Origin of the sequence: Nocardiopsis sp. CNT312 (assembly GCF_000515115.1) — a bacterium.
In the GTDB taxonomy this organism is placed as follows: domain Bacteria; phylum Actinomycetota; class Actinomycetes; order Streptosporangiales; family Streptosporangiaceae; genus Nocardiopsis.
In genome coordinates, this window is record NZ_AZXF01000017.1 from 82,143 (window position 1) to 106,846 (window position 24,704).

Annotated in this window: 20 protein-coding genes; 11 read left to right on the forward strand and 9 right to left on the reverse strand. The window is 70.1% G+C overall.

The window, feature by feature from the left end; all coding sequences use genetic code 11:
• Nucleotides 1-339 precede the first annotated feature (339 nt).
• Together B042_RS0108290 and B042_RS0108295 are read left to right on the forward strand one after the other, a co-directional pair.
• Entirely contained in the window at nt 340-1,416 is a 1,077-nt protein-coding gene (locus tag B042_RS0108290) for an inositol-3-phosphate synthase (protein ID WP_028647901.1), read from the forward strand.
• Between the two features lie 71 nt (nt 1,417-1,487).
• Nucleotides 1,488-2,786: an MFS transporter gene (locus tag B042_RS0108295; RefSeq protein ID WP_028647902.1), complete on the forward strand. Its 1,299-nt coding sequence runs from the start codon at nt 1,488-1,490 to the stop codon at nt 2,784-2,786.
• A 336-nt stretch (nt 2,787-3,122) separates the two neighbouring features.
• On the opposite strand, the gene B042_RS0108300 is transcribed toward B042_RS0108295, so the two are convergent.
• Nucleotides 3,123-4,613: a CCA tRNA nucleotidyltransferase gene (locus B042_RS0108300; RefSeq protein ID WP_028647903.1), complete on the reverse strand. Its 1,491-nt coding sequence runs from the start codon at nt 4,611-4,613 to the stop codon at nt 3,123-3,125.
• A gap of 233 nt (nt 4,614-4,846) precedes the next feature.
• Between B042_RS0108300 and B042_RS22390 the strand changes: the two genes are divergently transcribed.
• The 8 genes from B042_RS22390 to trxA all read left to right on the forward strand — a co-directional run bounded on the left by B042_RS22390 (nt 4,847) and on the right by trxA (nt 15,913).
• A complete protein-coding gene (locus B042_RS22390; protein WP_155988954.1) occupies nt 4,847-7,318 on the forward strand; it encodes a DUF6049 family protein in 2,472 nt (823 codons plus the stop codon).
• 6 nt (nt 7,319-7,324) lie between these two features.
• A complete protein-coding gene (gene murJ / locus B042_RS0108310) occupies nt 7,325-9,142 on the forward strand; it encodes a murein biosynthesis integral membrane protein MurJ (RefSeq protein ID WP_028647904.1) in 1,818 nt (605 codons plus the stop codon).
• A gap of 210 nt (nt 9,143-9,352) precedes the next feature.
• Entirely contained in the window at nt 9,353-11,143 is a 1,791-nt protein-coding gene (gene murJ / locus B042_RS0108315; RefSeq protein ID WP_231493880.1) for a murein biosynthesis integral membrane protein MurJ, read from the forward strand.
• A gap of 273 nt (nt 11,144-11,416) precedes the next feature.
• The gene (locus B042_RS0108320) at nt 11,417-12,982 is read left to right on the forward strand and encodes a hypothetical protein (RefSeq protein ID WP_028647906.1); all 1,566 of its coding nucleotides are present in this window, start codon (nt 11,417-11,419) and stop codon (nt 12,980-12,982) included.
• Nucleotides 12,983-13,002: 20 nt separating this feature from the next.
• Complete coding sequence (sigM, locus tag B042_RS0108325; protein ID WP_028647907.1) at nt 13,003-13,629, forward strand: RNA polymerase sigma factor SigM; 627 nt, start codon at nt 13,003-13,005, stop codon at nt 13,627-13,629.
• Nucleotides 13,626-14,453: a hypothetical protein gene (locus tag B042_RS0108330; protein WP_028647908.1), complete on the forward strand. Its 828-nt coding sequence runs from the start codon at nt 13,626-13,628 to the stop codon at nt 14,451-14,453. Before sigM ends, B042_RS0108330 begins: the two co-directional genes overlap by 4 nt.
• 162 nt (nt 14,454-14,615) lie before the next feature.
• A complete protein-coding gene (gene trxB / locus B042_RS0108335; RefSeq protein ID WP_028647909.1) occupies nt 14,616-15,548 on the forward strand; it encodes a thioredoxin-disulfide reductase in 933 nt (310 codons plus the stop codon).
• A gap of 41 nt (nt 15,549-15,589) precedes the next feature.
• Nucleotides 15,590-15,913, forward strand: a complete 324-nt coding sequence (gene trxA / locus B042_RS0108340; RefSeq protein WP_028647960.1) for a thioredoxin — start codon at nt 15,590-15,592, stop codon at nt 15,911-15,913.
• 165 nt (nt 15,914-16,078) lie between these two features.
• Here trxA and B042_RS0108345 read toward each other — a convergent pair whose 3' ends face one another.
• The 8 genes from B042_RS0108345 to rpmH all read right to left on the reverse strand — a co-directional run bounded on the left by B042_RS0108345 (nt 16,079) and on the right by rpmH (nt 21,947).
• Nucleotides 16,079-17,089 (reverse strand): ParB/RepB/Spo0J family partition protein, encoded by a 1,011-nt coding sequence (locus B042_RS0108345; RefSeq protein ID WP_028647910.1) that lies wholly within the window; start codon nt 17,087-17,089, stop codon nt 16,079-16,081.
• Nucleotides 17,090-17,142: 53 nt separating this feature from the next.
• The gene (locus B042_RS0108350) at nt 17,143-18,186 is read right to left on the reverse strand and encodes a ParA family protein (protein WP_369797687.1); all 1,044 of its coding nucleotides are present in this window, start codon (nt 18,184-18,186) and stop codon (nt 17,143-17,145) included.
• Nucleotides 18,183-18,911 (reverse strand): 16S rRNA (guanine(527)-N(7))-methyltransferase RsmG, encoded by a 729-nt coding sequence (rsmG, locus tag B042_RS0108355; RefSeq protein ID WP_028647912.1) that lies wholly within the window; start codon nt 18,909-18,911, stop codon nt 18,183-18,185. Before rsmG ends, B042_RS0108350 begins: the two co-directional genes overlap by 4 nt.
• 280 nt (nt 18,912-19,191) lie before the next feature.
• Nucleotides 19,192-19,680: a R3H domain-containing nucleic acid-binding protein gene (locus B042_RS0108365; protein WP_028647913.1), complete on the reverse strand. Its 489-nt coding sequence runs from the start codon at nt 19,678-19,680 to the stop codon at nt 19,192-19,194.
• A gap of 269 nt (nt 19,681-19,949) precedes the next feature.
• On the reverse strand, nt 19,950-20,903 hold the full coding sequence (yidC, locus tag B042_RS0108370; protein WP_028647914.1) for a membrane protein insertase YidC: 954 nt from the start codon (nt 20,901-20,903) through the stop codon (nt 19,950-19,952).
• Between the two features lie 28 nt (nt 20,904-20,931).
• Nucleotides 20,932-21,234 carry a membrane protein insertion efficiency factor YidD gene (gene yidD / locus B042_RS0108375; RefSeq protein ID WP_028647915.1) on the reverse strand — a complete coding sequence of 101 codons (303 nt, stop codon included), beginning with the start codon at nt 21,232-21,234 and terminating at the stop codon, nt 20,932-20,934.
• Nucleotides 21,231-21,710, reverse strand: a complete 480-nt coding sequence (gene rnpA / locus B042_RS24850; RefSeq protein WP_081748670.1) for a ribonuclease P protein component — start codon at nt 21,708-21,710, stop codon at nt 21,231-21,233. The genes yidD and rnpA overlap by 4 nt, the downstream gene beginning before the upstream one ends.
• A 93-nt stretch (nt 21,711-21,803) precedes the next feature.
• A complete protein-coding gene (gene rpmH, locus B042_RS0108385) occupies nt 21,804-21,947 on the reverse strand; it encodes a 50S ribosomal protein L34 (protein ID WP_028647916.1) in 144 nt (47 codons plus the stop codon).
• A 755-nt stretch (nt 21,948-22,702) separates the two neighbouring features.
• Here rpmH and dnaA point away from each other — a divergent pair.
• The gene (dnaA, locus tag B042_RS0108390; protein WP_028647917.1) at nt 22,703-24,364 is read left to right on the forward strand and encodes a chromosomal replication initiator protein DnaA; all 1,662 of its coding nucleotides are present in this window, start codon (nt 22,703-22,705) and stop codon (nt 24,362-24,364) included.
• Nucleotides 24,365-24,704: the final 340 nt, after the last annotated feature.

A 24,704-nucleotide genomic window follows, 5' to 3' on the forward strand; every position in this document is an offset into this window, starting at 1 on the left:
AGAACCCTGTGACATTGGACTCTGTGCACTCCCACGAAATTTACTCAGCCCCCGCGCAGGGGGGCGGTTCCCGCCGCCACCCGCTCCCCCGACCCGCCTCCCGACCGGCGACATGCCGTTCCGCTGAAGTGCGGGGATAGAGTCATTGGTTGATAAACCAGCCAGACAGGCATGTTCCCCCCGGGACTGTGAGCTGCGGTCGGGAACAGAACCGCCGCGTGTGCTGCTGACCACATACGGATAACGAACGCGGGGCGAGGCACCCGGGCCGCGGCCGGGGAGGTCCCGCCGTCGTGCGCTGTGGGATCCATGTTCGCGGAGAAGAAGGAGCAAGGACCAATGGGTTCGGTACGTGTAGCCGTCGTGGGCGTCGGCAATTGCGCCGCCTCACTCGTTCAGGGCGTGCACTACTACAAGGACGCCGACCCGGAGTCCCGGGTGCCCGGCCTCATGCACGTCCGGTTCGGCCCGTACCACGTGCGCGATATCGAGTTCGTCGCGGCCTTCGACGTGGACGCGAAGAAGGTCGGGCACGACCTGGCCGACGCCATCACGGCGAGCGAGAACAACACCGTCAAGATCTGCGATGTCCCGTTGACCGGCGTGTCCGTCCTGCGCGGGCCGACCTACGACGGTCTGGGCAAGTACTACCGCGAAATGGTCCAGGAGTCCCCCGAGGACGCCGTGGACGTGGTCGCGGCGCTCAAGGCCAGCAGGGCCGACGTCCTGGTGTCCTACCTGCCGGTGGGCTCTGAGAAGGCCGACAAGTTCTACGCCCAGTGCGCGATCGACGCGGGTGTGGCCTTCGTCAACGCGCTGCCGGTGTTCATCGCCTCCGACCCCGAGTGGGCACAGAAGTTCACCGACGCGGGTGTGCCGATCGTCGGTGACGACATCAAGTCGCAGATCGGCGCCACCATCACCCACCGCGTCCTGTCCAAACTGTTCGAGGATCGCGGTGTCATCGTCGACCGGACCTACCAACTCAACTTCGGCGGCAACATGGACTTCAAGAACATGTTGGAGCGCGAGCGCCTGGAGTCCAAGAAGGTCTCCAAGACGCAGTCCGTCACCTCCCAGATCCCCCACGAGCTGAAGGCGGGCTCCGTCCACATCGGCCCGTCCGACCACGTACCGTGGCTCGACGACCGCAAGTGGGCCTACATCCGCTTGGAGGGCCGCGCGTTCGGCGACGTGCCGCTCAACCTGGAGTACAAGCTGGAGGTGTGGGACTCCCCCAACTCCGCGGGCATCATCATCGACGCGGTGCGCGCCGCGAAGATCGCCAAGGACCGCGGGATCGGCGGCCCGATCCTAGAGCCCTCCTCCTACTTCATGAAGTCCCCGCCCGTCCAGTACAGCGACAGCGAGGCCCACGACCAGGTGGAGCGCTTCATCGCGGGCGACACCGAATAGCGTCGGCGTCCGCGCCCGGGGGGGCCGCGCCCCCGGGCCGCGCGGGCGGGTAACGGGCCTACTCTGGCGTTGTGTCCTTCTTTGGTGATCTGCGCGTGGTCCTCCGGGGACCGAGGTTCCGCCGACTGTTCGGTACCCGTCTGGCCTCGCAGTTCTCCGACGGGGTCTACCAGGCCGGTCTGGCGGGCTTCGTCTTCTTCAGCCCCGAGCAGCACACGAGCGCGGGTGCGGTCGCGGCGGCGTTCGCCGTCCTGCTGCTGCCCTTCTCCGTCGTGGCGCCCTTCGCCGGCGTTCTGATCGACCGCTGGCCGCGGCGCCAGGTCCTGCTGCTGTCCTCGGTGGCCAAGGCGGCCCTCGGGGTGCTGACGGCCGTGCTGGTGGGCAGCGACGCGGGGACCTCGTTCTTCGTCGCCGCGCTGCTGGTGATGAGTGTCAACCGCTTCTTCCTGTCCGCGCTCTCCGCGGCCCTGCCCTACGTGGTGCCCCGGAACAAGCTGATGATGGCCAACGCGGTCACCCCCACGAGCGGGACGGTCGCGAGCTTCCTCGGCGCGGGGACGGGTGCGGTGATCGGCCTGGTCGGCGGCGACGCGGCCCTGGGGACGGGGCTGATCCTGTTCGTCGCGGCGCTGGGCTTCGCCGGTGCCGCCAGCGTGTCGCTCACCCTGGGCCGCCGAGAGCTGGGACCACACTTGGAGCGCGAGCCCGAGGCCGTCCGGGAGGCCGTGGACGGCGTGCTCCGCGGCATGGTCGCGGGCGTGCGCCACATACGGGCCCGGCCCGCCGCCCGGGACGGGCTCCTCACCATCGGCGGGCACCGCGTCCTGTTCGGCCTGGTCACCCTGATGACGCTGCTGCTGTACAACAACACGTTCACCGGGGGCGGCGTCGCCGGGTTCGCGGGCTTCTCCGTGGTGACGGGACTGTCCGGGGTCGGCTTCTTCCTGGGCGCGGTGGCCACCCCGTGGGCGACGGCCCGCATGAGCCCGAGCGCGTGGATCTCCCTGCTGCTGGGCGTCGCGGCGATGGTGCTGGCGGTGTGCGGAACGCCGTTCTCCCCCGTGCTGTTCCCTGTGGCCGCGTTCGTCCTGGGCCTGGTCTCCCAGGGGGTGAAGGTCACCGTCGACACCCTGGTGCAGCGCCACGTCGACGACGCCTTCCGGGGACGGGTGTTCTCCGTCTACGACATGCTGTTCAACGCCACGTTCGTGCTGGGCGCCGCGCTCGCCGCGGCCCTGGTGCCGCCGTCGGGCGTGAGTGTCCCGGTGGTCGCGGGGGCGGCGACGGCCTTCCTGCTGATGTCCCTGGCGTGGGCGGCCCGGGCCCGGTGGACGGCCTCCCCCGAGGAGGCCCCGGAGCGCGCCGCCTGACGGACCGCCCCGCCGCCACCGAATCAGAGGGTCGTCTGTGCGGATCCCCCAGAAGGCCGCGGACCGTGCCGTCGGCCTCGATGCGCGGCGGTGCGGGGCTCTGCGCACGCTGGGCAGGCGCGACCTGCCCTTCCGGGATGAGCTGGCCCGTGCTCCGTGCTCCCCACCGGCACCACCCTCGCGACGGCGCCCCCGTGGTCGGCGACCGTGATGGCGTGCCCTTCACGGACCTTGCCGAGGTGTCGGCTCAGACCGCCACGCAACCCATCGATACCGAGGAGCATCATCCCGCCTCCCACGTGGCCGCCTCCCCCCACGGCCCCGAACGGTTCCGCGCTACAGGTGTTCGGCGGCCCACTCGCGCAGGGCGGCGGTCGCCTCCTCCTTGGACATCGGGCCGTTCTCCAGGCGCAGTTCCAGCAGGAAGCGGTAGGCCTTGCCGACGACGGGTCCCGGCTTGACGGCCAGGACCTCCTGGATCTCGTTGCCGTCCAGGTCCGGACGGATGCGGTCGAGCTCCTCCTGCTCGGCGAGCTCGGCGATCCGGCGCTCGATGTCGTCGTAGGAGCGCGCCAGGGCCGCGGCCTTGCGGCGATTGCGGGTGGTGCAGTCGGCGCGGGTGAGGATGTGCAGCCACTCCAGCAGGTCCCCGGCGTCACGCGCGTACCGGCGCACGGCGGAGTCGGTCCACTCCCCCTTGCCGTAGCCGTGAAAGCGCAGGTGCAGGGAGACGAGCGTGGCGACGTCGGAGACCACGTCCTTGGGAAACCGCAGCGCGGCCAGGCGCTTGCGCGTCATGGACGCGCCCACGACCTCGTGATGGTGGAAGGTCACCCGGTTTCCAGACTCGAAGGCCCGCGTCTTGGGCTTGCCGATGTCGTGCAGCAGGGCGGCCAGACGCAGCACCAGGTCGGGCCCGTGCCCGCGCTCGCGCTCCAGGTCGACGGCCTGGTCAAGGACGGTGAGGGAGTGCTCGTAGACATCCTTGTGCCGGTGGTGCTCGTCGATCTCCAACTGCATCCTGGGAACCTCAGGCAGGACGTGGCCGGCGATCCCCAGTTCGACCATCAGCTCGATGCCGCGACGCGGGTTCGGGCTGAGCATGAGCTTGGTGAGCTCGTCCCTGATCCGCTCGGCGGAGACGATGGCGAGCCGGTCCGCCATGTTCCGGGCCGCCTCGGCCACCTCGGGTGCCAGCGCGAAGCCCAACTGCGCGGCGAAGCGGACGGCCCGCATGATGCGCAGCGGATCGTCGTCGAAGGAGTCCTCGGGGCGGCCGGGGGTCCGCAGCACCTTGGCCTTGAGATCGGCCAGCCCGCCGAACGGGTCGATGAACTCCACCTGGGGCAGCCGTACGGCCATCGCGTTGACGGTGAAGTCCCGGCGCAGCAGGTCGTCCTCGATATCGGTGCCGTAGGCAACCTCGGGCTTACGGGACTTGGGCGAGTAGGACTCGCTGCGGTAGGTGGTGACCTCCAGCTGCAGGCCCCGCTTGCGCAGGCCCACGGTGCCGAAGTCGATGCCCACCGTCCACACCGAGTCGGCCCAGCCGTCGACGATCTCCAGGACCCGCTGCGGCACGGCGTCGGTGGTCAGGTCGATGTCGGCGGACTCCCGGCCCAAGAGCGCGTCGCGGACCGGGCCACCCACGAGGGCGAGTTGCCGGCCATGGGAGGAGAAAAGGTCACCGAGCTGACCCGAGACGGGCTGGGCGGAGTCGACCAACGCGGTGACCGCCGCCCGTTGCACCCCGGTCAGCGGGTCCCGCGGGACGTGCTTCGGGCGCTCTGCGGTGGTGTTCTCACTCGGAAACTCTGTGTTCGGCACACCACGCAGGTTAGGCGATCTTTCACGGGCGCACCGCCGTACCGCGTACTCAGCGAGGACCGTCGGCACACCGCGTGAACCGGTGGAGAAGGTATCTTCGAGTGGAGTCGTGGGACGTACAGCCCATCTCGCGTCCACCCGTTCCGTCGTGTGCGCCGTGCGGGCGCTCTGGCCCCATCCGCCCCCGCTCCTCCGGTGGCCACCCGGACCCGAACCAGGAGACCGGTCAAGCGTTGCGTCGATTTGCCTCCGCGGCCGCGGTCATGGCCATGACCGCAGGGCTGCTGCCGATACCGGCCACGCTCCCACCCGTGGCCGCCGACCCCGCAGAGGGCGACTCCGTCGAGCCGCTCGTCGTCGAGCGGCTCACTCCGGACGCACTCGACGAGGGCAGCACGCTGGAGATCTCCGGAACGGTGACCAACACCATGCCGGAGAACGCCGACGATGTCACCGTCCGTATGCGCTACTCGCGGCACTCGTTCCGCAACCGCGACGAGCTCTCCGACTTCGCCTCCGGCACCGGCTGGCAGCCCGACGCGCCCGGACCCGAGGAACCGGTGGCCGAGGTCCTCGCACCGGACGCCTCCGAGGGGTACGAGATCCGTGTCCCCGTCGAGGACCTGGACCTGTCCGGCTTCGGCGTGTACCCGCTGGTGGTCGAGGCCGTGGACGGAAACGGGGACAGGCTGGGCGCCCAGTACACCTTCCTGCCCTACGCGGGCGACGACGAGGACGTCCCCTCCGTGGACATCGCGTGGGTGTGGCCGCTCATGGACGGGCCCCACCGCGCCGACGACGACACCTTCCTCACCGGCGACCTGTCCGCTTCCGTGGCCGCCGACGGGCGACTCGGCCGCCTGCTCGCGGCGGGGGCTCAGTCACCGCTCTCCTTCGACCCCGGCGACGAAGACCTGGTGGAGCTCCTCGGCCTCGACGAGGAACCCGGTGAGGCCTCCGACACCGCCACCGCGCAACCCGCGGAGTCCACGCCCTCACCCGAGGGGACCGGGCCGGAGGGAACGGAGACCGACGCCGCCGACGGCGGGGCCGAGGAGACCGGGGAGGCAGACGCCGGGGCGGAGGAATCGGACGAGCCCAAGGAAGTCCCGGTCACCTGGGCGGTCGACCCCGCCACGCTCGACGACATCGTGCGTCTGGCGAGCGGAAGCCACGACGTGCTGAGCGACCCCCTCGCGCTCTCGGAGGGCGCCGACCCCGGACGGGAGGAATCGCCCCCCGACACGGCCGCCCAGGTGTGGCTGCGCGAGGCACGGGAGGCGCTGGCCTCCGACACGGTGGTGGCCACCCCCTACGCCTCCCCCGACCTGGCCGCTCTGCTGCGCAACGACATGGGCGGCAGCGCCCGCGCCTCGGTCGCGGTCGGACGGGAGGCGGTCCCGCGCGCGCTGGACAAGGCGGCGGACGGCTCGTTCGCGCTCCCGGCGAACGGCCTCATGGACCAGGACGTGTACGAGTTCCTCGCCACGAGCGGGGCCCACCGGTTCCTGCTGTCGGAGTCGGCCAAGCCCACTGCCTCCTGGCTGTCGTCCACACCCACCGCGCAGGCGCCGCTGGACCCGGTCGAGGGCGGCCCCGAGGAGGAGCCCTACGCCCTGGTGGCCGACGCGGGGCTGGCCGAGGTGCTGGCCATGCCCTCGCGCGAACCGGGGGAGGCCGTGCTCGCCCTCCAGCGCTTCGCGGCCGAGACCGCGATGATCGCCGGGGAGAACGCCGCCGAGGAGCGCGTCGTCGTCGCCTACCCCGGCGCCGTCTGGGACCCCGGCACCGACATGGCGGAAGGGGTGCTGTCGGCCACCCTGTCCCTGCCCTGGCTGGAGGCGGAACCGCTCGACTCCGTCGAGCCGGCCCCCGCCGAGGAGCGTGAGACCACCCGGCGGGCCCTCACCTACCCAGAGGGCACCTACTCCGAGGAGCTCACCTCCACCTACCTGAGCCAGGTGAGCGACGTCATCCGCGACGTGCGCCTGTTCAACAGCGTCCTCGTCGGCGGCAGCGACCCGTTCCGCCCGGCGATCCTGCGCCTGGAGTCGGTGCACTGGCGCGACCGGGAAACCCTCGCGGGGGTGACCAGGTCACTGCTCTCCGACACTGTGGAGAGCGACATCGACGACGTGCGCATCATCTCCGGAGAACCGGTCACGCTGGCCAGCAGCACGGGTACCACCGGCATCCTCGTCGCCAACGACCTGGAGGACGAGGCCGTCCACATCCACCTGTCGCTGTACTCGGAGAACTCCGAACGGCTGAGCGTCGGCGAGTACACACAGGACTTCGAGATCGCCCCCGGGGCCAAGACCACGGTCTACGTCCCGCTCTCCGCCCGGATCAACGGCCGCACGGAACTGCACGCCAGCCTCCAGAACGCCGCGGGCGAGCCGATCACCACACAGGACACGGTGATCCCGGTCAACGCCACGGGGCTGGGCACTCAGGCCCTGGCCATCAGCGCGGTGGGCGCGCTGATCCTGGTCATCGCGCTCGCGCCCCGCGCACTGCGCAAGTGGACGCGCGACCGGGCCAAGCGCGCACGGGACGACGGTCCGGCCGACACCGGGGACGCACCCGGGACGGCCGGACCCGACACGACCGAGGAGACGTCGCCGGAGACGAACTCCACGCCCGACACGGACGAGGGCCCGGAGGGGGAGACCGCTCCGGGGCCCCGACGAAAGGAATCCTGATCCACGGTGGTCACCGACTCCCCTCACGGCCGCGGACGCCACCGCCGCCGTGCTTCCCAGAACCCGCAGGGCTCCGTGGAGAGCGCGCCGGACGGCGGTGCCGCCGCGGCGTTCGAGGAGGGGCCGCCGGTGCCTGACGACGGCGGCTCCGGCGACGGCGGACCGGGGCACGGCTCCGGCGGCCCCTCCGACCCGGGTGGGGGTTCCGGCGGCGGGATGATGCGGTCGAGCATGGTCATGGCCGTGGGCACCATGGCCTCCCGCCTGACGGGGTTCGCGCGAACCATCGTCCTGGGCGCGGCGATCGGCACCCACCTGCTCGGTGACGCCTACCACACGGCACACACGATCCCGTTCATCCTCAACGACCTGCTCATCGGCGGCCTGATGGCGAGCGTCATCGTGCCGTTCCTGGTCAAGCGCCGCAAACGCGACGCCGACGGAGGCAAGGCCACCGAGGACCGGCTCTTCACCACCACCCTGGTGGCGCTGGGCCTGCTGACCGTGGTCGCGGTCGCGGCGGCCGAACTCCTCATCTGGATGTACGGCTCCCGGTTCACCGACGCGCAGTTCGACGACTCGGTCTTCCTCGCCCGGTACCTGCTGGTCCAGATCTTCTTCATCGGCATGAGCGGGCTGCTCAGCGCCATGCTCAACACCCGCAACCGGTTCGGCGCACCGGTGTGGGCTCCCGTGCTCAACAACCTGGTCATCATGGCGGTGGCCGGGATGTTCCTGTGGACGGCCGGCCCGGGGCGGGAACCGCCCGTGGACCACGCCTACCTGACGCTGCTGGGCGCGGGCACCACCGCGGGCATGGCACTCCAGGCCCTGGTGCTGTTCGTGGCGCTGCGCCGCTCCGGCTACCGGTGGCGCCCCCGCATGGACCTGCGCGGCAGCGGGCTGGGCGAGGCGGTGCGCACCGCCGGGTGGATGATGCTCTACACGCTCCTCACCCAGGCCGGGCTGTGGATCACCACCAACATCGCCAACGCCGCCAACGTCGCCGCCCTGGAGGCCGGGCACGACGTCGGTGCCGGTATCACCGCCTACAACCTCTCCTACCAGCTCTTCCAGCTGCCGTACGCCATCATCGCGGTCTCGCTGATCACCGTCCTGCTGCCCCGGATGAGCGCGGACGCCGAGGACCGGAACTGGGCGGCGGTGCGCGCCGGGTTCTCTCGCACGCTGCGGGTCTCCGCCTTCATCCTGGTGCCGACGGCGTTCGCGGTCGCGCTGTTCGCCGAACCGCTGTCCATCCTGGCCTTCGCCCGCGGCTCGATCTCGGAGCCCGACGCCGCCAACATCGGCCAGATCCTCGCGGTCATGGCACTGGGCCTGGTGCCCTTCACCGTCTTCCAGCTCATGCTGCGGGTCTTCTTCGCGCTGGGTGACACCCGCACCGTGGCACTGATCGCCATCGCCAACCTGGCCGTGCACGGAGCGCTGGCCGCCGTCTCCTACCTGCTGCTGCCGCCGGAGAAGGTGGTCGTCGGCGTGGCCGCCGGCTTCATGGTCTCCTTCCTGTCCGGCCTGACCATCGCCGGGAACGTGCTCAGCCGCCGCCTGGGCGGACTCGACGGCAAGCACGCCCTCGGCGCCCTGCTGCGCCTGCACGCGGCCGTCGTCCCCAGCGTCGCGGCCGGGTTCGGGGTGCTCCGGCTCTTCGACTCCTACGTCGGCCCGGGCCTGCTCACCTACATCGGTGCCCCGGCCGCCGGGTGCCTCCTGGGCGTGCTGCTGTACCTGGCGACGGCCAGGCTGCTGCGCGTTCCGGAGCTGACCGCGGCGGTGGAACTCATCCGCGGCCGTCTGCGCCGGTAACCGCCACCGCCCCGACGGAGAGCCGCCGGCCCCATGGGCGCCCGAACCGACCCCCTGCGGTGCGGCACCGCGTTCGAAGGATGCCCCGCCCCCCCCCGAGACAAGGACGGCCCGACCGTGTCCACCCATGACGAGGACGAGAGAGAACGGCCCCCCGGCTCCGAGCCGAGGGGCAGGCGGCGCGACGGCCGGACCCGGCACACGCTGGTCATGCCGGACGACGTGCTCGACCGCCTGGAGCGGTCCGAACCGGACACCGTCCCCGAGACCGGGCTGACGACGGTCCGGGACCCTAGCGACATCGGCGACGCGGGAACCGCCGACCGCGCGGGTCTGGAGGACGGCGACGAGATCGGCGGCACCTCCCACACCGCGCCGGGCAACATCGCCAAGTCCAGCGCAGTCATGGCGCTGGGCACGGTGGTCTCCCGCGCGACGGGGTTCGTCCGCACGGTCCTCATCGCCGCGGCCATCGGCACCCAGTTGCTGGGCGACGCCTACCAGACCGCGGGCATGGTCCCGTACATGGTCTACGACCTGCTCATCGGCGGACTGCTGTCCAGTGTGTTCGTGCCCTTCCTGGTGAAGCGGCGCAAACGGGACGCCGACGGCGGCGAGCGGACCGAGCAGCGCCTGTTCACCCTCATGCTGGCCGCCCTCCTGGCGATCACGGTCCTGTCTGTCCTGCTCGCCGAGTGGTTCATCCGGATCTACGCGGGAGGGTTCGAGGGCGCCCAGTTCGAGGTGTCGGTCATCCTCGCCCGCTACCTGGTGCTCCAGATCTTCTTCATCGGGGCGAGCGGGATCGCGAGCGCGATGCTCAACGCCCGCAACCGGTTCGGCGCCCCGATGTGGGCCCCGGTGCTCAACAACCTCGTCATCATCGCGGTCTGCGGGTGGTTCCTGTCCCTCACCGCCGCCGACCCCGCCCCCGAGGACCTGCTCGCCGAGCCGGGGATGCTCATGCTTCTGGGGCTGGGCACCGCCCTGGGGCAGGTCGTGCAGGCCGTGGTACTGCTCTGGGCTCTGGCCGCGGCGGGATTCCGCTGGCGTCCGCGTCTGGACCTGCGGGGTGCGGGGCTGGGCGAGGCCACCGGTGCCGCCACGTGGATGATGCTCTACATCGTCGTGGCCCAGGCCGGTGCCCTGGTCTCCACCAACGTGGCCACCCGGGCGGGCGCGGCGGCGGCCGGGCTCGGCTTCGAGACGGGCTCGGGCATCGCCGCCTACAAGTTCGCGTCGATGCTGTTCCAGCTGCCGTACGCGATCATCGCCGTGTCGGTGATCACGGCGCTGCTGCCCCGCATGAGCGCGCACGTGGCGGCGGGGCGCAAGGACCAGGTGCGGTCGGACTTCTCCCGGGGCTTCCGGCTGTCGTCGGTACTGATCGTCCCCATCTCGGTGGCGATGTTCGTCTTCGCCGTCCCGTTCTGCGTGATGATCTACGCACAGGGCAGTACGAGCACCGCCGACGCACAGGCCATCGGGCGCATTCTCATGGTGTTCGTGGTGATGCTGGTCCCCTTCACGCTGTTCCAGCTCCAGATGCGCGTGTTCTACGCCCTGGGCGACACCCGCACCCCGGCCCTGGTGGCGATCCCCTCGGAACTCGTCCACGCGGTGACGGCGGTGGCCCTGCTGTTCCTGCTGCCGCCGCAGGACGTCGTGGTGTGGCTGCCGGTGCCCTACGGCCTCTACTACATCGTCGGCTCGGTCATCATGTGGTGGCTGCTGCACCGGCGACTCAACGGCCTGGACGGGCGCCGCACGGCACGGGCCCTGTCCAGGCTGTTCCTGGCCTCCCTGCCCTCGGCGCTGTTCGGGTGGGCCATGATCCACGCCTTCTCCGGGCTCCCCGGTGACGTGTGGCCGACCCTCGCCTCGGTGGCGGCCGGGGGTGTGGGCGGTGGCGTACTGTTCGTCCTCACATCAAGAATCCTTAACGTGACAGAAGTCACATCTATGCTCGATATGATCGCCACTCGACTGCGACGCCGCTGATCACCGCGAACGGATGACCTTGGGTCGGCGATCACCTGTATGGAAGAGAAAGTGAACAGTGACCTCATCTCCTCCAAAGTTGCTGTTCAAGCGTCCTAGCATGGACAGGCACTGCTCCATTGAACTCTCATCCGAGCTGCCCGAAGGGAGGCTGGGGACAGCACACAGGGCCGACACCCCCTCACGGCACCTCTCCCCCGCGATCCGCCGCGCCCGCCGCAGCGGAGGGGACACGGACGTGAACCCTCGGCACTGGCTCCCGTCACTCCCATCATGAGCACCTACATGATCGAACCCGGGGCGAAGCTGGCCGACCGCTACCGTCTCGACCACGTGGTGAGCGAGACCAGCGGGGCCACCCGTTGGAAGGCCACCGACGAGACACTCGCGCGCCCCGTCGGCGTGTGGACCTTCCAGCCGGGCTTCCCCCGCGCCTCGGAGGTCGTCCGGGCCGCCCGGGCCACCAGCCGGATCCCGGACGCCCGCGTCACCCAGGTCTTCGACGCCGACGACACCGCACCCCTCCCCTACGTCGTGGAGGAGTGGGTCATCGGCTCCTCTCTCGCCGACCTCATCGCCCAGGGCCCCCTCGAACCCGAACGCGCGGCCGGCCTGGTGGCCGAGGCCGCCGAGGCCATCGCCGCCGCCCACGCCGGCGGCCTCTACCACCTGTGCCTGAGCCCCGGCAAACTCATGTGGAGCAGCGGCGGCGCGGTCAAGGTCACCGGCATCGGTGTGGACGCCGCCCTGGTGGGCGCACAGGCGGCCAACCCCGCCGCAGCCGACGCCCAAGGCCTGGGAAACCTCCTCTACGCCGCCCTCACCGGGTACTGGCCGGGCGGCGCCCGCGACGGACTGCCCGCCGCCCCCGAGGGCCCCGGAGGCCCCTACCAGCCCGAGCAGATCACCCCCAACGCCACCGAGCCCCTGGCGTCCATCACCACACGCGCAGCGATGCCCTACCTGGCCGGGCACCTGGTCCCCGGACCGCCGATCGCCTCGCCCGCGGAGTTCTCCGCCGCGATGGCCGACGTGCCGCGGTTCATCCCGTTGCCCGCCACCCCCACCGAGGCCATCCCCGAACCCGAACCCGGTACCTCCCGGCGCACCGGGGAGCTCGAATCCGGCCCCCGCCGCTCCGGCAGGTCCGCTTCCGGCCCCCGTGCCTCGGAGCGCCGCCCCCCGGCGCGTGCCCAGGCACGCTCCGAGCGGCCACAGGACCCCCTGAGAAAGATCATCACCGGTGTGGTCGCCGCGGCCGTCTTCCTCGTGGTGGTCGTCGGCGCGTGGATCATCGGTACCGAGATGCGTCCCGGCGGCGGCGACCAGCCGGACACGGAACAGAGCCCCGAGGCCTCCGACGGCCCGGAGCTGCAAGCACTCACGCCCGTGGGCGCCGACGGCTTCGACCCGTTCGGCGACGGGTCCGAGCACGGGGACAACGCCGTGCGCGCCATCGACGGCGAGGACTCGGGCGAGCCGTGGAACTCCGAGGGCTACGACGACCCCCTGGCGGACCTCGGCAAGCCCGGTGTCGGCCTGATCGTCGATCTCGGCTCCAGCCAGGAGGTCCACGAAGTGGTCCTGAGCATGCCCTCCAACGACTACCCCGTCCAGATCCGCGTGGGTGAGGACCCGGCCTCCGTCACCGACCAGGCGAGCCTGGACGCCGCCCTGCCCGTTGCCGCGGAGGCGACCGCCAGCGGCCCGGGCAACACCGTTACGATCGAGGGCGGGGCCGCCGGCCGGTACGTCCTCGTCTGGTTCACCCAGCCCCCCATGGACGGGGACAAGTACCGCGCGGCACTCACCGAGATCGAGATTCTGGGCGCCGGATAGCGAGCAACGGATCGGAGCTGATGGACGCGGTCCAGGAGCTTCCCGACGGGGAGCTGTTGACCAGACACGCTCAGGGCGACGACCAGGCCTTCGGGGTCCTGGTGACCCGTCACCGTGAGCGCCTGTGGGCTGTCTCCGTCCGGATGATGGGCGACCCGGAAGAGGCCTCCGACGCCCTCCAGGACGCCTTCCTGTCCGCCTTCCGCGCGGCCGACCGCTTCCGGGGCGAGGCCCAGGTGAGCACCTGGCTGCACAGGATCGTGGTCAACGCCTGCCACGACCGCCTGCGCCGCCGCAAGGTCCGCCCGGCCACCCCCACCGAGGACGAGACACTGGACGTGATGTCCAACGAGCGGCTCGGCCGGATGGGCGGGGCACCCGACCACGCCTCGCGGACCGAATCACGCCTCGACGTCGAGGCCGCGCTCGACACGCTCCCCCTGGAACAGCGCATGGCTCTGACCCTCGTGGACATGCTCGGCTACCGTGTCGAGGAGGCCGCAGGCATCCTGGAGGTGGCCCCGGGAACGGTGAAGAGCAGATGTGCGCGAGGTCGCGCGAAACTTCTCCCCTCGCTCGCCCATCTCAGGAACCCTGTGTCAGCCCCGGACGTCACATCAGGGAGAGGAGGTGCCAACCCATCGTGACGTCTCACCCTGACGCGGAGGCACTCGCCTTCCTCGCCGAAGGTCTGCTGGAAACCGACGAGGAACGCACCGTCACCGCCCACACCGAAACCTGCGCCACCTGTGCCCAGACCCTGGAACAACTCTCGGGGGTCTCCCGTGTGCTGGCGGCCGTACCCGTCCCAGAGCTACCGCGCGACGTCGCCGACCTCCTCGACCAGCGCATCGCCGAAGCCGTCCGGGAACGCTCGGACTCCCCGGGCACCGGGGCCGACACGCACACAGCGGTCGGCACCGGCCTCCCGGTGACGCCCCTGGCCCGGGCCCGCCGACGGCGCTTCTCCCCCGGACTGCCCCACCTGGTCGCCGCGGCGGCCGCGGCCGTCTTCGTGGTCGGCGGCGGTGCGGCGGTCCTCAACGGCACCCTCTCCCACGGTGAGAGCGGTGTGTCCACCGCGGTGCCCTTCTCCGACGGCGCGGGAGAGGCCGAGCCGGAGGCGGCCCAGGCCTACGAGGCGGACTTGGTGAACAGCGGGACCGTCTACACCGCAGCCGAACTCGACGAGCAGGCCGTCCGCGTCCTGGAGTCGACCTCCTCCGGAGCGGACCCGCTGGGGCGTGCGACGGCCCCCGCCGTCACACGCTGCATCGAGCGGTTCGAGGCGTCACTCGGGCTCCACGTGACCCTGGTGGACGACGCCCACTACCGATCCGCCTCCGAGCCCGCCTGGGTGTTCTACACCACCGAGGGCACGCGAGTCGGCGTCCACGTCGTCTCCCCCTGCTCCAGAAGCGATGAGGCCGCGCCCGGCATCCTGGCCTCCACCACCGTCCCGGCACCCTGACCGGCGTCCCTCCCCCGCTCCGGGCGGCTCCGCGCCCCTCACCCCCGTCGCACCGGCGTCCCTCCGGGAATAGCGGTGCGCCTACCATCGGTTGTAGCTAACCGACTTCCCCCGGGGCCACGCCCGTGGCCGCGGAAGCGACTGTGTGAAGGGCCTACCAGCGTGAGCGACGTCCGCAATGTCATCATCATCGGTTCGGGACCCGCGGGCTACACGGCGGCCGTCTACGCCGCGCGCGCCGAACTGCGCCCACTCGTGTTCGAGGGCTCCATCACCGCGGGCGGTGCCCTGATGAACACCACCGACGTCGAGAACTTCCCGGGCTTCCCCGACGGCATCATGGGCCCCGACCTCATGGACAACCTCCGCAAGCAGGCCGAGCGCTTCGGCGCCGAGCTGGTGCCCGAGGACGTCACCGAGGTGGACCTGGCCAAGCCGGTCAAGGAGGTCTCCGCCGGCGGCGAGACCTTCCTCGCCCACACCGTGATCCTGGCGACCGGCTCCGGCTACCGCGAACTCGGCGTCCCCGGCGAGAAGGAGCTCTCCGGCCGTGGCACCTCCTGGTGCGCCACCTGCGACGGCTTCTTCTTCCGCGACCAGGACATCGCCGTCGTGGGCGGCGGCGACACCGCCATGGAGGAGGCCCTCTTCCTCACCCGCTTCGCCAAGTCCGTCACCGTCGTCCACCGCCGCGACGAGCTGCGCGCCAGCAAGATCATGGCTGAGCGGGCCCAGGCCAACGAGAAGATCTCGTTCCTGTGGAACACCGAGGTCCTGGAGGTGCTCGGCGAGGAGCGCGTCACCGGTCTGAAGGTGCTGAACAACCAGAGCGAGGAGACCAGCACCCTCGACGTCACCGGTCTGTTCGTCGCCATCGGCCACGACCCGCGCGTGGAGCTCTTCGACAAGCAGGTCGAGCTGGACGAGGAGGGCTACGTGAAGGTCGACTCCCCCTCCACCCGTACCAACCTGCCGGGCGTCTTCGCCTGCGGCGACGTGGTCGACCACCAGTACCGCCAGGCGATCACCGCAGCCGGGACCGGCTGCTCGGCCTCCCTGGACGCGGAGCGCTTCCTCGCCGACATGGGCAACTGAGCGCCCTGCTACGCACACCCCGGTTTCGCCGACCAAGGAGAATTATGACTGTCAAGACCGTCACCGACGCCACGTTCAAGGACGAGGTGCTCTCCAACGACAAGCCCGTTCTGGTGGACTTCTGGGCCGACTGGTGCGGCCCGTGCAAGCAGCTCTCCCCCATCCTGGAGAAGATCGCCGAGGAGCACGGGGACAAGATCGAGATCGTCAAGCTCAACACCGACCAGAACCCGGAGACACCCCGGCAGTACAACGTCATGTCCCTGCCGACGATGAACGTCTACAAGGGCGGCGAGGTCGTCCAGCAGATCGTCGGCGCCCAGCCCAAGCGCAAGCTGGAGGAGAAACTCGCCGAGTTCCTGTGACCGGCTCCGTCGCGACCGGCGGATGAGCCCTCCGGAGGGCCCCCAGATCAACGCTGGGGGCCCTTCGTCGTTCCCGACGCCCGGACACGTGCCCCGCCCCTTCCCCCGCCGTACAGGGGGGCGTGGGGCACGGAAGCACCTGACACGCACACCGTCGTGTGCGTGTCAGGTGCTCTGGGACTCCATCTGGTCGATGATCCGCTCCAGGTCCTCGATCGAGGCGAACTCCACCACGAGTTTGCCCTTCTTCCGACCGACGTCCACCTTCACGGTGGTGTCCAGCCGGTCGGCGAGGCGGCTCGCCCACTCCTCCACGTGCGGCGGGGGAAGGGACCGCGCCGTCCTCCTGCGGGGACGCTCGTCGTCCGGTGTCTCCCGGAGGGCGATCATCTCCTCCAGAGAGCGGACGGAGAGTCCCTCCTCCACCACCCGTTTGGCGAAACGCTCCTGGAGGTCGGAGTCCTTCAGACCGCACAACGCCCGAGCGTGCCCGGCGCTGAGGACCCGCGCCGCCACCCGCGTCTGCACCTGGGGCGGCAGGCCGAGCAGGCGCAGCGTGTTGGTGATGTGCGAGCGGGACTTGCCGAGCCGCTGTGCCAACTCGCCGTGAGTGGCACCGAAGTCGTCCAACAACTGCTGGTAGGCGGCGGCCTCCTCCAAGGGGTCGAGTTCCTGACGGTGCAGGTTCTCCAGAAGGGCGTCACGGAGCAGGTCGTCGTCGGAGGTGGTGCGGACGATCGCCGGAATCCGGTCGAGACCGGCCTCCTTGCTCGCACGCCAGCGCCGCTCCCCCATGATCAGCTCGTAGTTCGGGGAACCGTGCGCATCCGCGATCCTGCGGACCACGACGGGCTGGAGGAGGCCGACCTCGCTGATCGAGTCGCGCAGCTCCTCCAGGGCTTCCTCGTCGAAGTTGATCCTGGGCTGGCGCGGGTTCGGGGTGATCGCCCCGAGCTCGACCTCCTCCAGATACGTCCCGTCGGGCAGCTCCGCCGGAGCCGGCCCGAGGTCCGGCTCCGAGAACCGCTCCGGTTCACGTGGCGTCGACACCGTTCCCGGAACACTCTGCTCCGGGGCGCTCTCCGTCGGTACGGAGGCCACCCCGGCCCCCGACCCCGGTCCCTGCGGGATGAGCGCACCCAGCCCCTTACCGAGTCCGCGCCGCTGCTGGCTCACCGGCAACTCCCTCCTCCTTGCGTCAACACCCCGCACCCGGGGCACCCCTTGCGTCAGCGACCCGTCCCCGGAGTCCGGTGGGCCATCTCCCGAGCGGCTTCGAGGTAGGCGGCCGCCCCCGTGGACCCCGGGTCGTAGGTCATCACCGACTGCCCGTAGCTGGGCGCCTCGGAGACACGGACACTGCGGGGCACCAGCGTCTCCAGGACGAGGTCACCGAAGTGCGAGCGCACCTCCTCAGCGACCTGCTGGGAGAGCCGGGTTCGGCCGTCGTACATCGTCAGCAGGATCGTGCTGATCTTCAGCCCGGTGTTCAGATGGGCCTGGACCAGGTTGACGTTGTTGAGCAACTGGCCCAGCCCCTCCAGCGCGTAGTACTCACACTGGATCGGGATCATGACCTCGTCGCACGCCACCATCGCGTTGACGGTGAGCAGGCCGAGCGACGGCGGGCAGTCGATGAAGATGTAGTCGAGCTCGGAAGTGTCGTAGGCGTCGATGGCGCGCTTGAGCCGCGCCTCGCGCGCGACGAGCGACACGAGTTCGATCTCCGCTCCGGCGAGGTCGATGGTCGCCGGAGCACACCACAGGTGGGGGATGTCCGGCACCGGCTGCGCGAGCTTGCGGATCTCCTCGTCCTCCACCAGGCAGTGGTAGATGGAACGGGCCTGGTTGTCCCGCTCCGCACCCAGGGCGGTGGAGGCGTTCCCCTGGGGGTCGAGGTCGATCACCAGGACGCGCTGTCCGTGCATCGCCAGCGCCGCCGCGATGTTGACGGTCGTCGTGGTCTTACCGACGCCGCCCTTCTGGTTGGCGACGCCGATCACCCGACAGGACTCGGGGCGGGGCCAGGGGCCGCCGTGACCGCGGGCGGCCATGGCGGCCTGGGCGGCACGGGCGAGGGGGGTGTCGGGAACTCCGGCGGAGTCGGTCGGGGCGGGCGCTTCACCGCTCCATGTTTCACGTGAAACAGGACCCTGAGGGTCACCGGGGGCCGTTTCACGTGAAACATCCAGCAGGTCGCCGTGCGCGCCCGCGGATGTTTCACGTGAAACACCGTCGTAGTCGGTCGGGTTCTGGGGCACGAATGAGTTCACCTCTTCCGTCCGCGCTTCTTCTTGCCGCCCCGTGCCTTCCGGGTTCCTGCGGACAGGGGCGGACCACCGTCGGATGTCACCGTGACGCGAACGACCGTGGTAGCGGGTTCGACTTTACCCCGCCCCACTCGGATCACATCGCTCACGCTAGGGCGCAATTTCAAAACATCGTCCTGGGAAGCGGCGAGTTCGGCCTCTGCCTGCTCCCCCTTGAGCGCCAGCAGACTGCCGTTCCTGCGCAGCAGAGGCAGGGCCCACCCAGCCAGACGGGACAGCGGAGCCACGGCGCGCGCGGTCACGAAATCGGTGTGGAGCTCACCGTGGACCTCCTCCGCACGCCCCCGCCGCACCTCGACATTGGACAGATCAAGGACTTGGACCGCTTCCTCCAGGAAGACCGTCCGCCGCAGGAGGGGCTCCAGAAGGGTCACCCTGAGATCGGGGCGGACCAGAGCCAGCACCAGACCGGGAAGTCCGGCACCGGAGCCGACGTCCACCACGTGAGCGTTCTCCGGGAGCAGTTCCTCCACTACGGCGCAGTTCATCAGGTGCCGCTCCCAGAGGCGGGGAACCTCGCGTGGTCCGATCAGTCCCCGCCGGACACCGTCGTCGGCCAGCAGCTCGGCGTAGCGCCGCACCTTCGGCATCGCCTCGCCGAAGACCGCCTCCGCCGCGTCCGGCGAGGCGGGCGGCGCGGCTCCGCGCTCATCAGCGCCCGAGGTCATCGGTCACCACCTGTCGGAACTCGTCCATCGTCACTTCCATGATCGGGCTGGTCCCCCACACGATCCTACGGCCGGGGAGCACCATGGTTTCACGTGAAACATCCTCGTCCCCCATGTCGTGCCACGACTCACCGCCCACGCCCCCGCCGAAGACTTCCCGGGCCGGCCCTTCGCAACGGAGATGCCGGCACGGCGACGGAAGGCGGGGAAGGTCCCGGAGGCACGAAACGGGGGTGGTGTTTCACGTGAAACACCACCCCCGGAAGAGAGACCCCTGCGGCTATTCGGCCGGATGCACCACCACGTAGCGGTGAGGCTCCTCGCCCTCCGACTCACTGCGCAGCCCAGCCTGGGCGACGGCGTCGTGCACCACCTTGCGCTCGAACGGCGTCATCGGCTCCAGCGGGTAGACCTCACCGGTCTTCTTCACCTTGGCCGCGGCCTCCGCGCCGACCTCGGCGAGCACCTTGCGGCGACCCTCCCGGTAGCCGCCGATGTCGAGCATCAGCCGACTGCGCTCACCCGTCGCCCGGTGCACGGCCAGACGGGTCAGCTCCTGAAGTGCCTCCAGGACCTCGCCGTTGTCACCGATGAGCTCGTCCAGCGTCGCACCGACGACGGAGACCAGCGCACGGTCGCCCTCGACGTCCATGTCGATATCGCCGTCGAAGTCCGCGATGTCAAGGAGTCCCTCGATGTAGTCCGCGGCGATGTCGCCCTCGTTCTCCAGGGCTTCGATATCGACTCCGGGGTCGGGCGCCTCAGCCACCGCTACTCCACCGCTCTCTTCCTCGCTACGTCCCACAGCGTTCCCGTCTCCTCACCATGTACGCCCCGACCGTCGTACGCCTCAGGGGCCGTATCGCCTGCGCACCCGCCACAAGATCTCCGGCGGCCGACGTGCGGTGTTCCTTGGACCTCCGCCCACCCGCCACCGCCCTCAACGGACGCCTGGCGGCGCGGTTCGCTGCCCGCCTGGTTCGCGCGAGGGCGCCCTCGCAACCCCCTACGGCCCGGCACCGAGGTCACGAACAACTTCTAGTCGGAGCCGCCACCGCGCTTGGAGCGCGGCTGCCTCTTCGGCTGCTTGCGTTCGATCTTAGGCTGTTCCTTCGGCTCCGGCGCGGATTCAGCCGCCTTCTTCCGACCGAGCATCCCCTTGGCCGGGCCCCCGGAGGGGCCGCCCGACGAGGGGGCACCCTTGCCCTTGTCGTCCCCCGACCCCGGCACGGGGTTGTTCTTGTACAGGAAGTGCTGCTGCCCCATCGTCCAGACGTTGGACGTGACCCAGTAGACGAGGACACCGACCGGCATCGCCAGGCCGAAAAGGCCGAAGAGCGGCGCGATGTACATCATGATCTTCTGCGACTGCATCATCGGGTTGTCCGGCATCTGTGCCGTGCTCCGACTGATGCTCTGGCGCATGCTGAGGAAGGTCGTGGTCCCCATGATCACACAGGCGATCGCGATGACGACCTTGGCCAGGATGGGGCTGGTGGCCCCCAGCGCGATCAGTTCGTCGGTGCTGCTGTTGAACTGGGCGGCGATCGGTGCCTGGAAGATGAGCGCCTGCCGGGCGCTGTCGGCCAGTTCCTGGGAAAAGCCGTACTGGGCGTTGCCCTCGGCCACACTGCGCAGGACGCTGAACAGAGCGAAGAAGACCGGCATCTGCAGGAGGAGCGGGAGGCAACCCATGATCGGGTTGGTGCCGCTCTCCTGGTAGAGCTTCATGGACTCCTGGCTCAAGCGCTCCTTGTCGTGCTTGTAGCGCTCGCGGAGCTTGGCGATCTTGGGCTGCAGGTCCTGCATCTTGCGCTGCGTGCTCATCTGCTTGACGAACAGCGGGACCATGAGGAGCCGCATGAGCACGGTGAGCAGGACGATGGACAGGCCCCAGGCCCAGCCGCTGTCGGGGTCCAGACCGGTGAGGGACAGACCCGAGTGGATCCAGGCCAACACATGGCCGACGATGTTGTAAAGCCAGTCGAGCACCGGCCAACTCCTAGGTGATTCGGTTCGGCTACTGGTCCCCGGGAGCGGCGCCCCCGTCCGCGGGGTCCGGGGACACGGCACCCCGCCTCCCACGAGGCGGTGGCACCGGGTCGAGACCCCCCGGGTTGAAGGGATGGCAGCGGGCGATGCGCCTGGCTCCCAGCCACAACCCCCGCAGGGCACCGTGCACACGGAGCGCCTCGACGGCGTACGCACTGCACGACGGATAGAAGCGGCAGACCGGTGGGAAGAGCGGACTGATGAAGCGCTGGTAGAAGCGGATCGGCAGGATCAGCACCCGTGCCAGGAACGTCGTTCCGCGCTCCGTCATCGCCCCGTCCACCGTTCCCCGCCCTCGTTTGGGCGGTGCTCCCCCACTGTCTGATGCCCCGTCGGCTTGACCGCCGGGGGACGCGATCCGCCTCGGCCCCGCCGGCGGCGGGACGTCCCACGGGGCCGCATGGCCGCGGCGATCGCACTGTCGAGCTGCGTGTCCAGTTCCGACTGCCGTGTGGTGGCAGCGATGGGTTTGGCACGCACCACCAGAAGGCTACCGTCTGGCAGAACACCCAATCGATCGCGGACCACGTGCCGGAGCCGCCGCTGAACACGCTTGCGGACCACCGCGTTACCCACGGCCTTGCTCACCACGAAGCCGACACGCGGCGGCTCGGCCCGGTCGCGGGGGGTGACCCCGGGCGGAGGCAGGTAGACCACGCCCACGGCACCGCGCGAGGAGCGGCGCCCCGAGCGCATGACGGAACCGAACTCGGCGCTACGGCGCATCCGGTTCTGCGGCGACAGCATCAGCACTCCCTCGGACACCGACTCGTTCCACGACAAAGGGACCGGCCGGCGTGAAGGCCGGACCGGTCCCGAAGGCTGGAGGCTGAGCGTGGCCTAGTGGCTCACGGTCAGCGCGGAGCGTCCCTTGCGGCGGCGCGAGGCGATGATGGCGCGGCCGGCGCGCGTACGCATGCGCAGCCGGAAGCCGTGGACCTTCGCGCGACGCCGGTTGTTCGGCTGGTACGTACGCTTGCTCACTGCTGGCTCCAGGGGCGTGTCAGGGAATTCTCGTGCGGCAGACCCCCAAGGATATGCGGGGCCTCACGGTGTGTGGGCCGGGGCGCGCCGTCATGGAGGTCACAGGCGCAGGCGAATCCACGGCCACAGCATAAAGAAGATACGGCGGGGCCGGACCCGGGTCAAATCAGGGTCCGCCTCCAACCGCGCTCCACCGCGGCCGCGTGGGCGTTTCCCGTCCCGGCCCGCCCTGGGTCCCACGCACCCCGCGGCCTGTGGACGGTGAGTTGTCCACAGGCCGGGATTCCTCCACGCGCACACCCTTCCTGTGGATAACCTCAGCCTGTGGATAACTTGCCCCTAGCGGCCGAACCACGGACGCAACCCCCCGGAGATTTCGGTTTACACAGCTTGTGAACAGGGATTTGTGGATAACTCCGCACTGTGCACACCCGCCTGGCATCCTGTGGATAAACCTGTGCACAACCTGTGGACAGAGCGCTCTTCCTGTGGATACCGGAAGGTAGGCACCACCCCCGGCCTGCGGCCCCGGGTGAGGTTGTCCACAGGTCGTCACGGCTCCGCCGCACCGGCCGTCCACAGGTCCTCCCGCCCCGCCACCCCCGGGAGGGAGGACAATGAAGGTTGGTCCACACACCGCACGAACCGGGTCTCCCCCGTCTCCCCACGCCCCCTGATCCGTACCGAACAGATCCGCACCGAAGGGACAGCAACCGTGGCAGGTCACCTTGGCTGACGCACAGGTCAACCTCGCAATGGTCTGGTCCAGCGTGCTGGACGGGCTCGACAACGACTCCTTGCCCGCGCACCAGCGCGCCTGGCTCCCACAGACCCGTCCACTGGGCCTGATCGAGGACACGGCGCTCATCGCGGCACCCAACGAGTTCACCAAGAAGGTGCTGGAGACCCGGCTCTACCCAGCGATCAACCGGGCGCTCTCCGCTCACCTGGGCCGAGACGTCCGGGTCGCGGTGACGGTCGATCCCACCGCCGTACCGACCCCGCCGCCCACCCCGTCCCCCTCGCTCCCCTCCTCCCAGGGGCCCTACGGAGCGCATTCCGGGCCGCCCTCGCCCTCCGGCCCCACCGCGCCCGCCGGACAGCACGCCCGGCCTCCGGAGGACCAGGTGCCCGGCGGTGCGTGGCCCGGTCCTCCGGAGGCCGCCGGCGGACACGAGGCTCCCGGCCTCTGGGAACCGGGAGCGGAGCACCCCCCGGAGGCCCCTGGGCCCCCCGTGTCCGCAGAGAGCGTCGAAGGTGCCGGGACCGCCGCCGAGAACGGGCCCGAGCCGTCGGAGGGACAGGAGGGGTTCTCACCCGACAGGGGCGGGGATCCTGAGGGGTCCCCGCCCGGGCGGTCCGCCGAGGCGCCCCCGGGAGAGCACGCCAGGCTGAACCCGAAGTACACCTTCGACACCTTCGTGATCGGTTCCAGCAACCGGTTCGCCCACGCGGCCTCGGTCGCGGCGGCGGAGGCACCCGCCAAGGCCTACAACCCACTGTTCATCCACGGGGACTCCGGCCTGGGCAAGACGCACCTGCTGCACGCCATCGGCCACTACACGCACCGGCTCTACGAGGGGTCGCGGGTGCGCTACGTCAGCTCCGAGGAGTTCACCAACGAGTTCATCAACTCGATCCGGGACGGCAAGGCGGACGGGTTCCGCCGCCGGTACCGCGACATCGACGTACTCCTGGTGGATGACATCCAGTTCCTGGAGAACAAGGAGCAGACCCAGGAGGAGTTCTTCCACACCTTCAACACCCTCCACAACTCTGACAAGCAGATCGTCATCTCCAGTGACCGGCCGCCCAAGCAACTGACCACCCTGGAGGACCGGATGCGCAGCCGGTTCGAGTGGGGGCTGCTCACGGACGTCCAACCGCCGGAGCTGGAGACGCGGATCGCCATCCTCAGGAAGAAGGCCGCCCAGGAGGGGCTGGCCGCACCGCCCGAGGTCCTGGAGTTCATAGCGAGCAAGATCTCCACCAACATCCGCGAGCTGGAGGGCGCACTGATCCGCGTCACCGCGTTCGCCAGCCTCAACCGGCAGTCGGTGGACCTGGACCTCACCAGCCAGGTGCTGCGGGACCTGGTGCCCAGTACCGAGGTCCCCGAGGTCACGGCCGGGGCGATCATGTCCCAGACTGCCGCCTACTTCGGCCTGACCGTGGAGGACCTGTGCGGGACCTCGCGCTCCCGCGTGCTGGTGACCGCCCGGCAGATCGCCATGTACCTCTGCCGTGAGCTGACCGACCTCTCCCTGCCCAAGATCGGTCAGCAGTTCGGCCGGGACCACACCACGGTGATGCACGCCGACAGGAAGGTGCGGGCCCTCATGGCCGAGCGCAGGTCCATCTACAACCAGGTGCACGAACTCACGAGCAGGATCAAGGACCAGCCCTCGCTCTCGTGACGCCTCTCCCGTGCAGGAGGCCCCGGGGGGCGGCCCACTACGGTGGGCCGCCCCCCGTCCGTGTCCGGACCACCGGGGTTATCCACAGGCTGCTCCGGCGACACCCCACCCTGCGCTGAACCGCGGCGATGCCCCGCGCGGGCGCCGAGCGGCCCTGCGCCCTCCCAGAGCACGGAGGCCGGCCTCCGCCGTCCGACCCACACCGCCGCCCCAAAAGAGCAGATCAGGGTGGTTTGACCTGCTCTTTCCACAGCAACCACCAGGGGCTGTGGACAACCCTGTGCACAACCGGTTCAACCCGATTTGGTGAGGTCTGTACTCGGCCTAGAAAAAAAGTTGC

Excerpts from the sequence above, each read along its gene's own strand:
- B042_RS0108290 (WP_028647901.1), top strand. The coding sequence starts at position 340 with ATGGGTTCGGTACGTGTAGCCGTCGTGGGCGTCGGCAATTGCGCCGCC.
- murJ (WP_231493880.1), top strand. The coding sequence starts at position 9,353 with ATGCCGGACGACGTGCTCGACCGCCTGGAGCGGTCCGAACCGGACACC.
- B042_RS0108320 (WP_028647906.1), top strand. The coding sequence starts at position 11,417 with ATGAGCACCTACATGATCGAACCCGGGGCGAAGCTGGCCGACCGCTAC.
- sigM (WP_028647907.1), top strand. The coding sequence starts at position 13,003 with ATGGACGCGGTCCAGGAGCTTCCCGACGGGGAGCTGTTGACCAGACAC.
- rsmG (WP_028647912.1), bottom strand. The coding sequence starts at position 18,911 with ATGACCTCGGGCGCTGATGAGCGCGGAGCCGCGCCGCCCGCCTCGCCG.
- yidD (WP_028647915.1), bottom strand. The coding sequence starts at position 21,234 with ATGACGGAGCGCGGAACGACGTTCCTGGCACGGGTGCTGATCCTGCCG.
- rnpA (WP_081748670.1), bottom strand. The coding sequence starts at position 21,710 with ATGCTGTCGCCGCAGAACCGGATGCGCCGTAGCGCCGAGTTCGGTTCC.
- dnaA (WP_028647917.1), top strand. The coding sequence starts at position 22,703 with ATGGTCTGGTCCAGCGTGCTGGACGGGCTCGACAACGACTCCTTGCCC.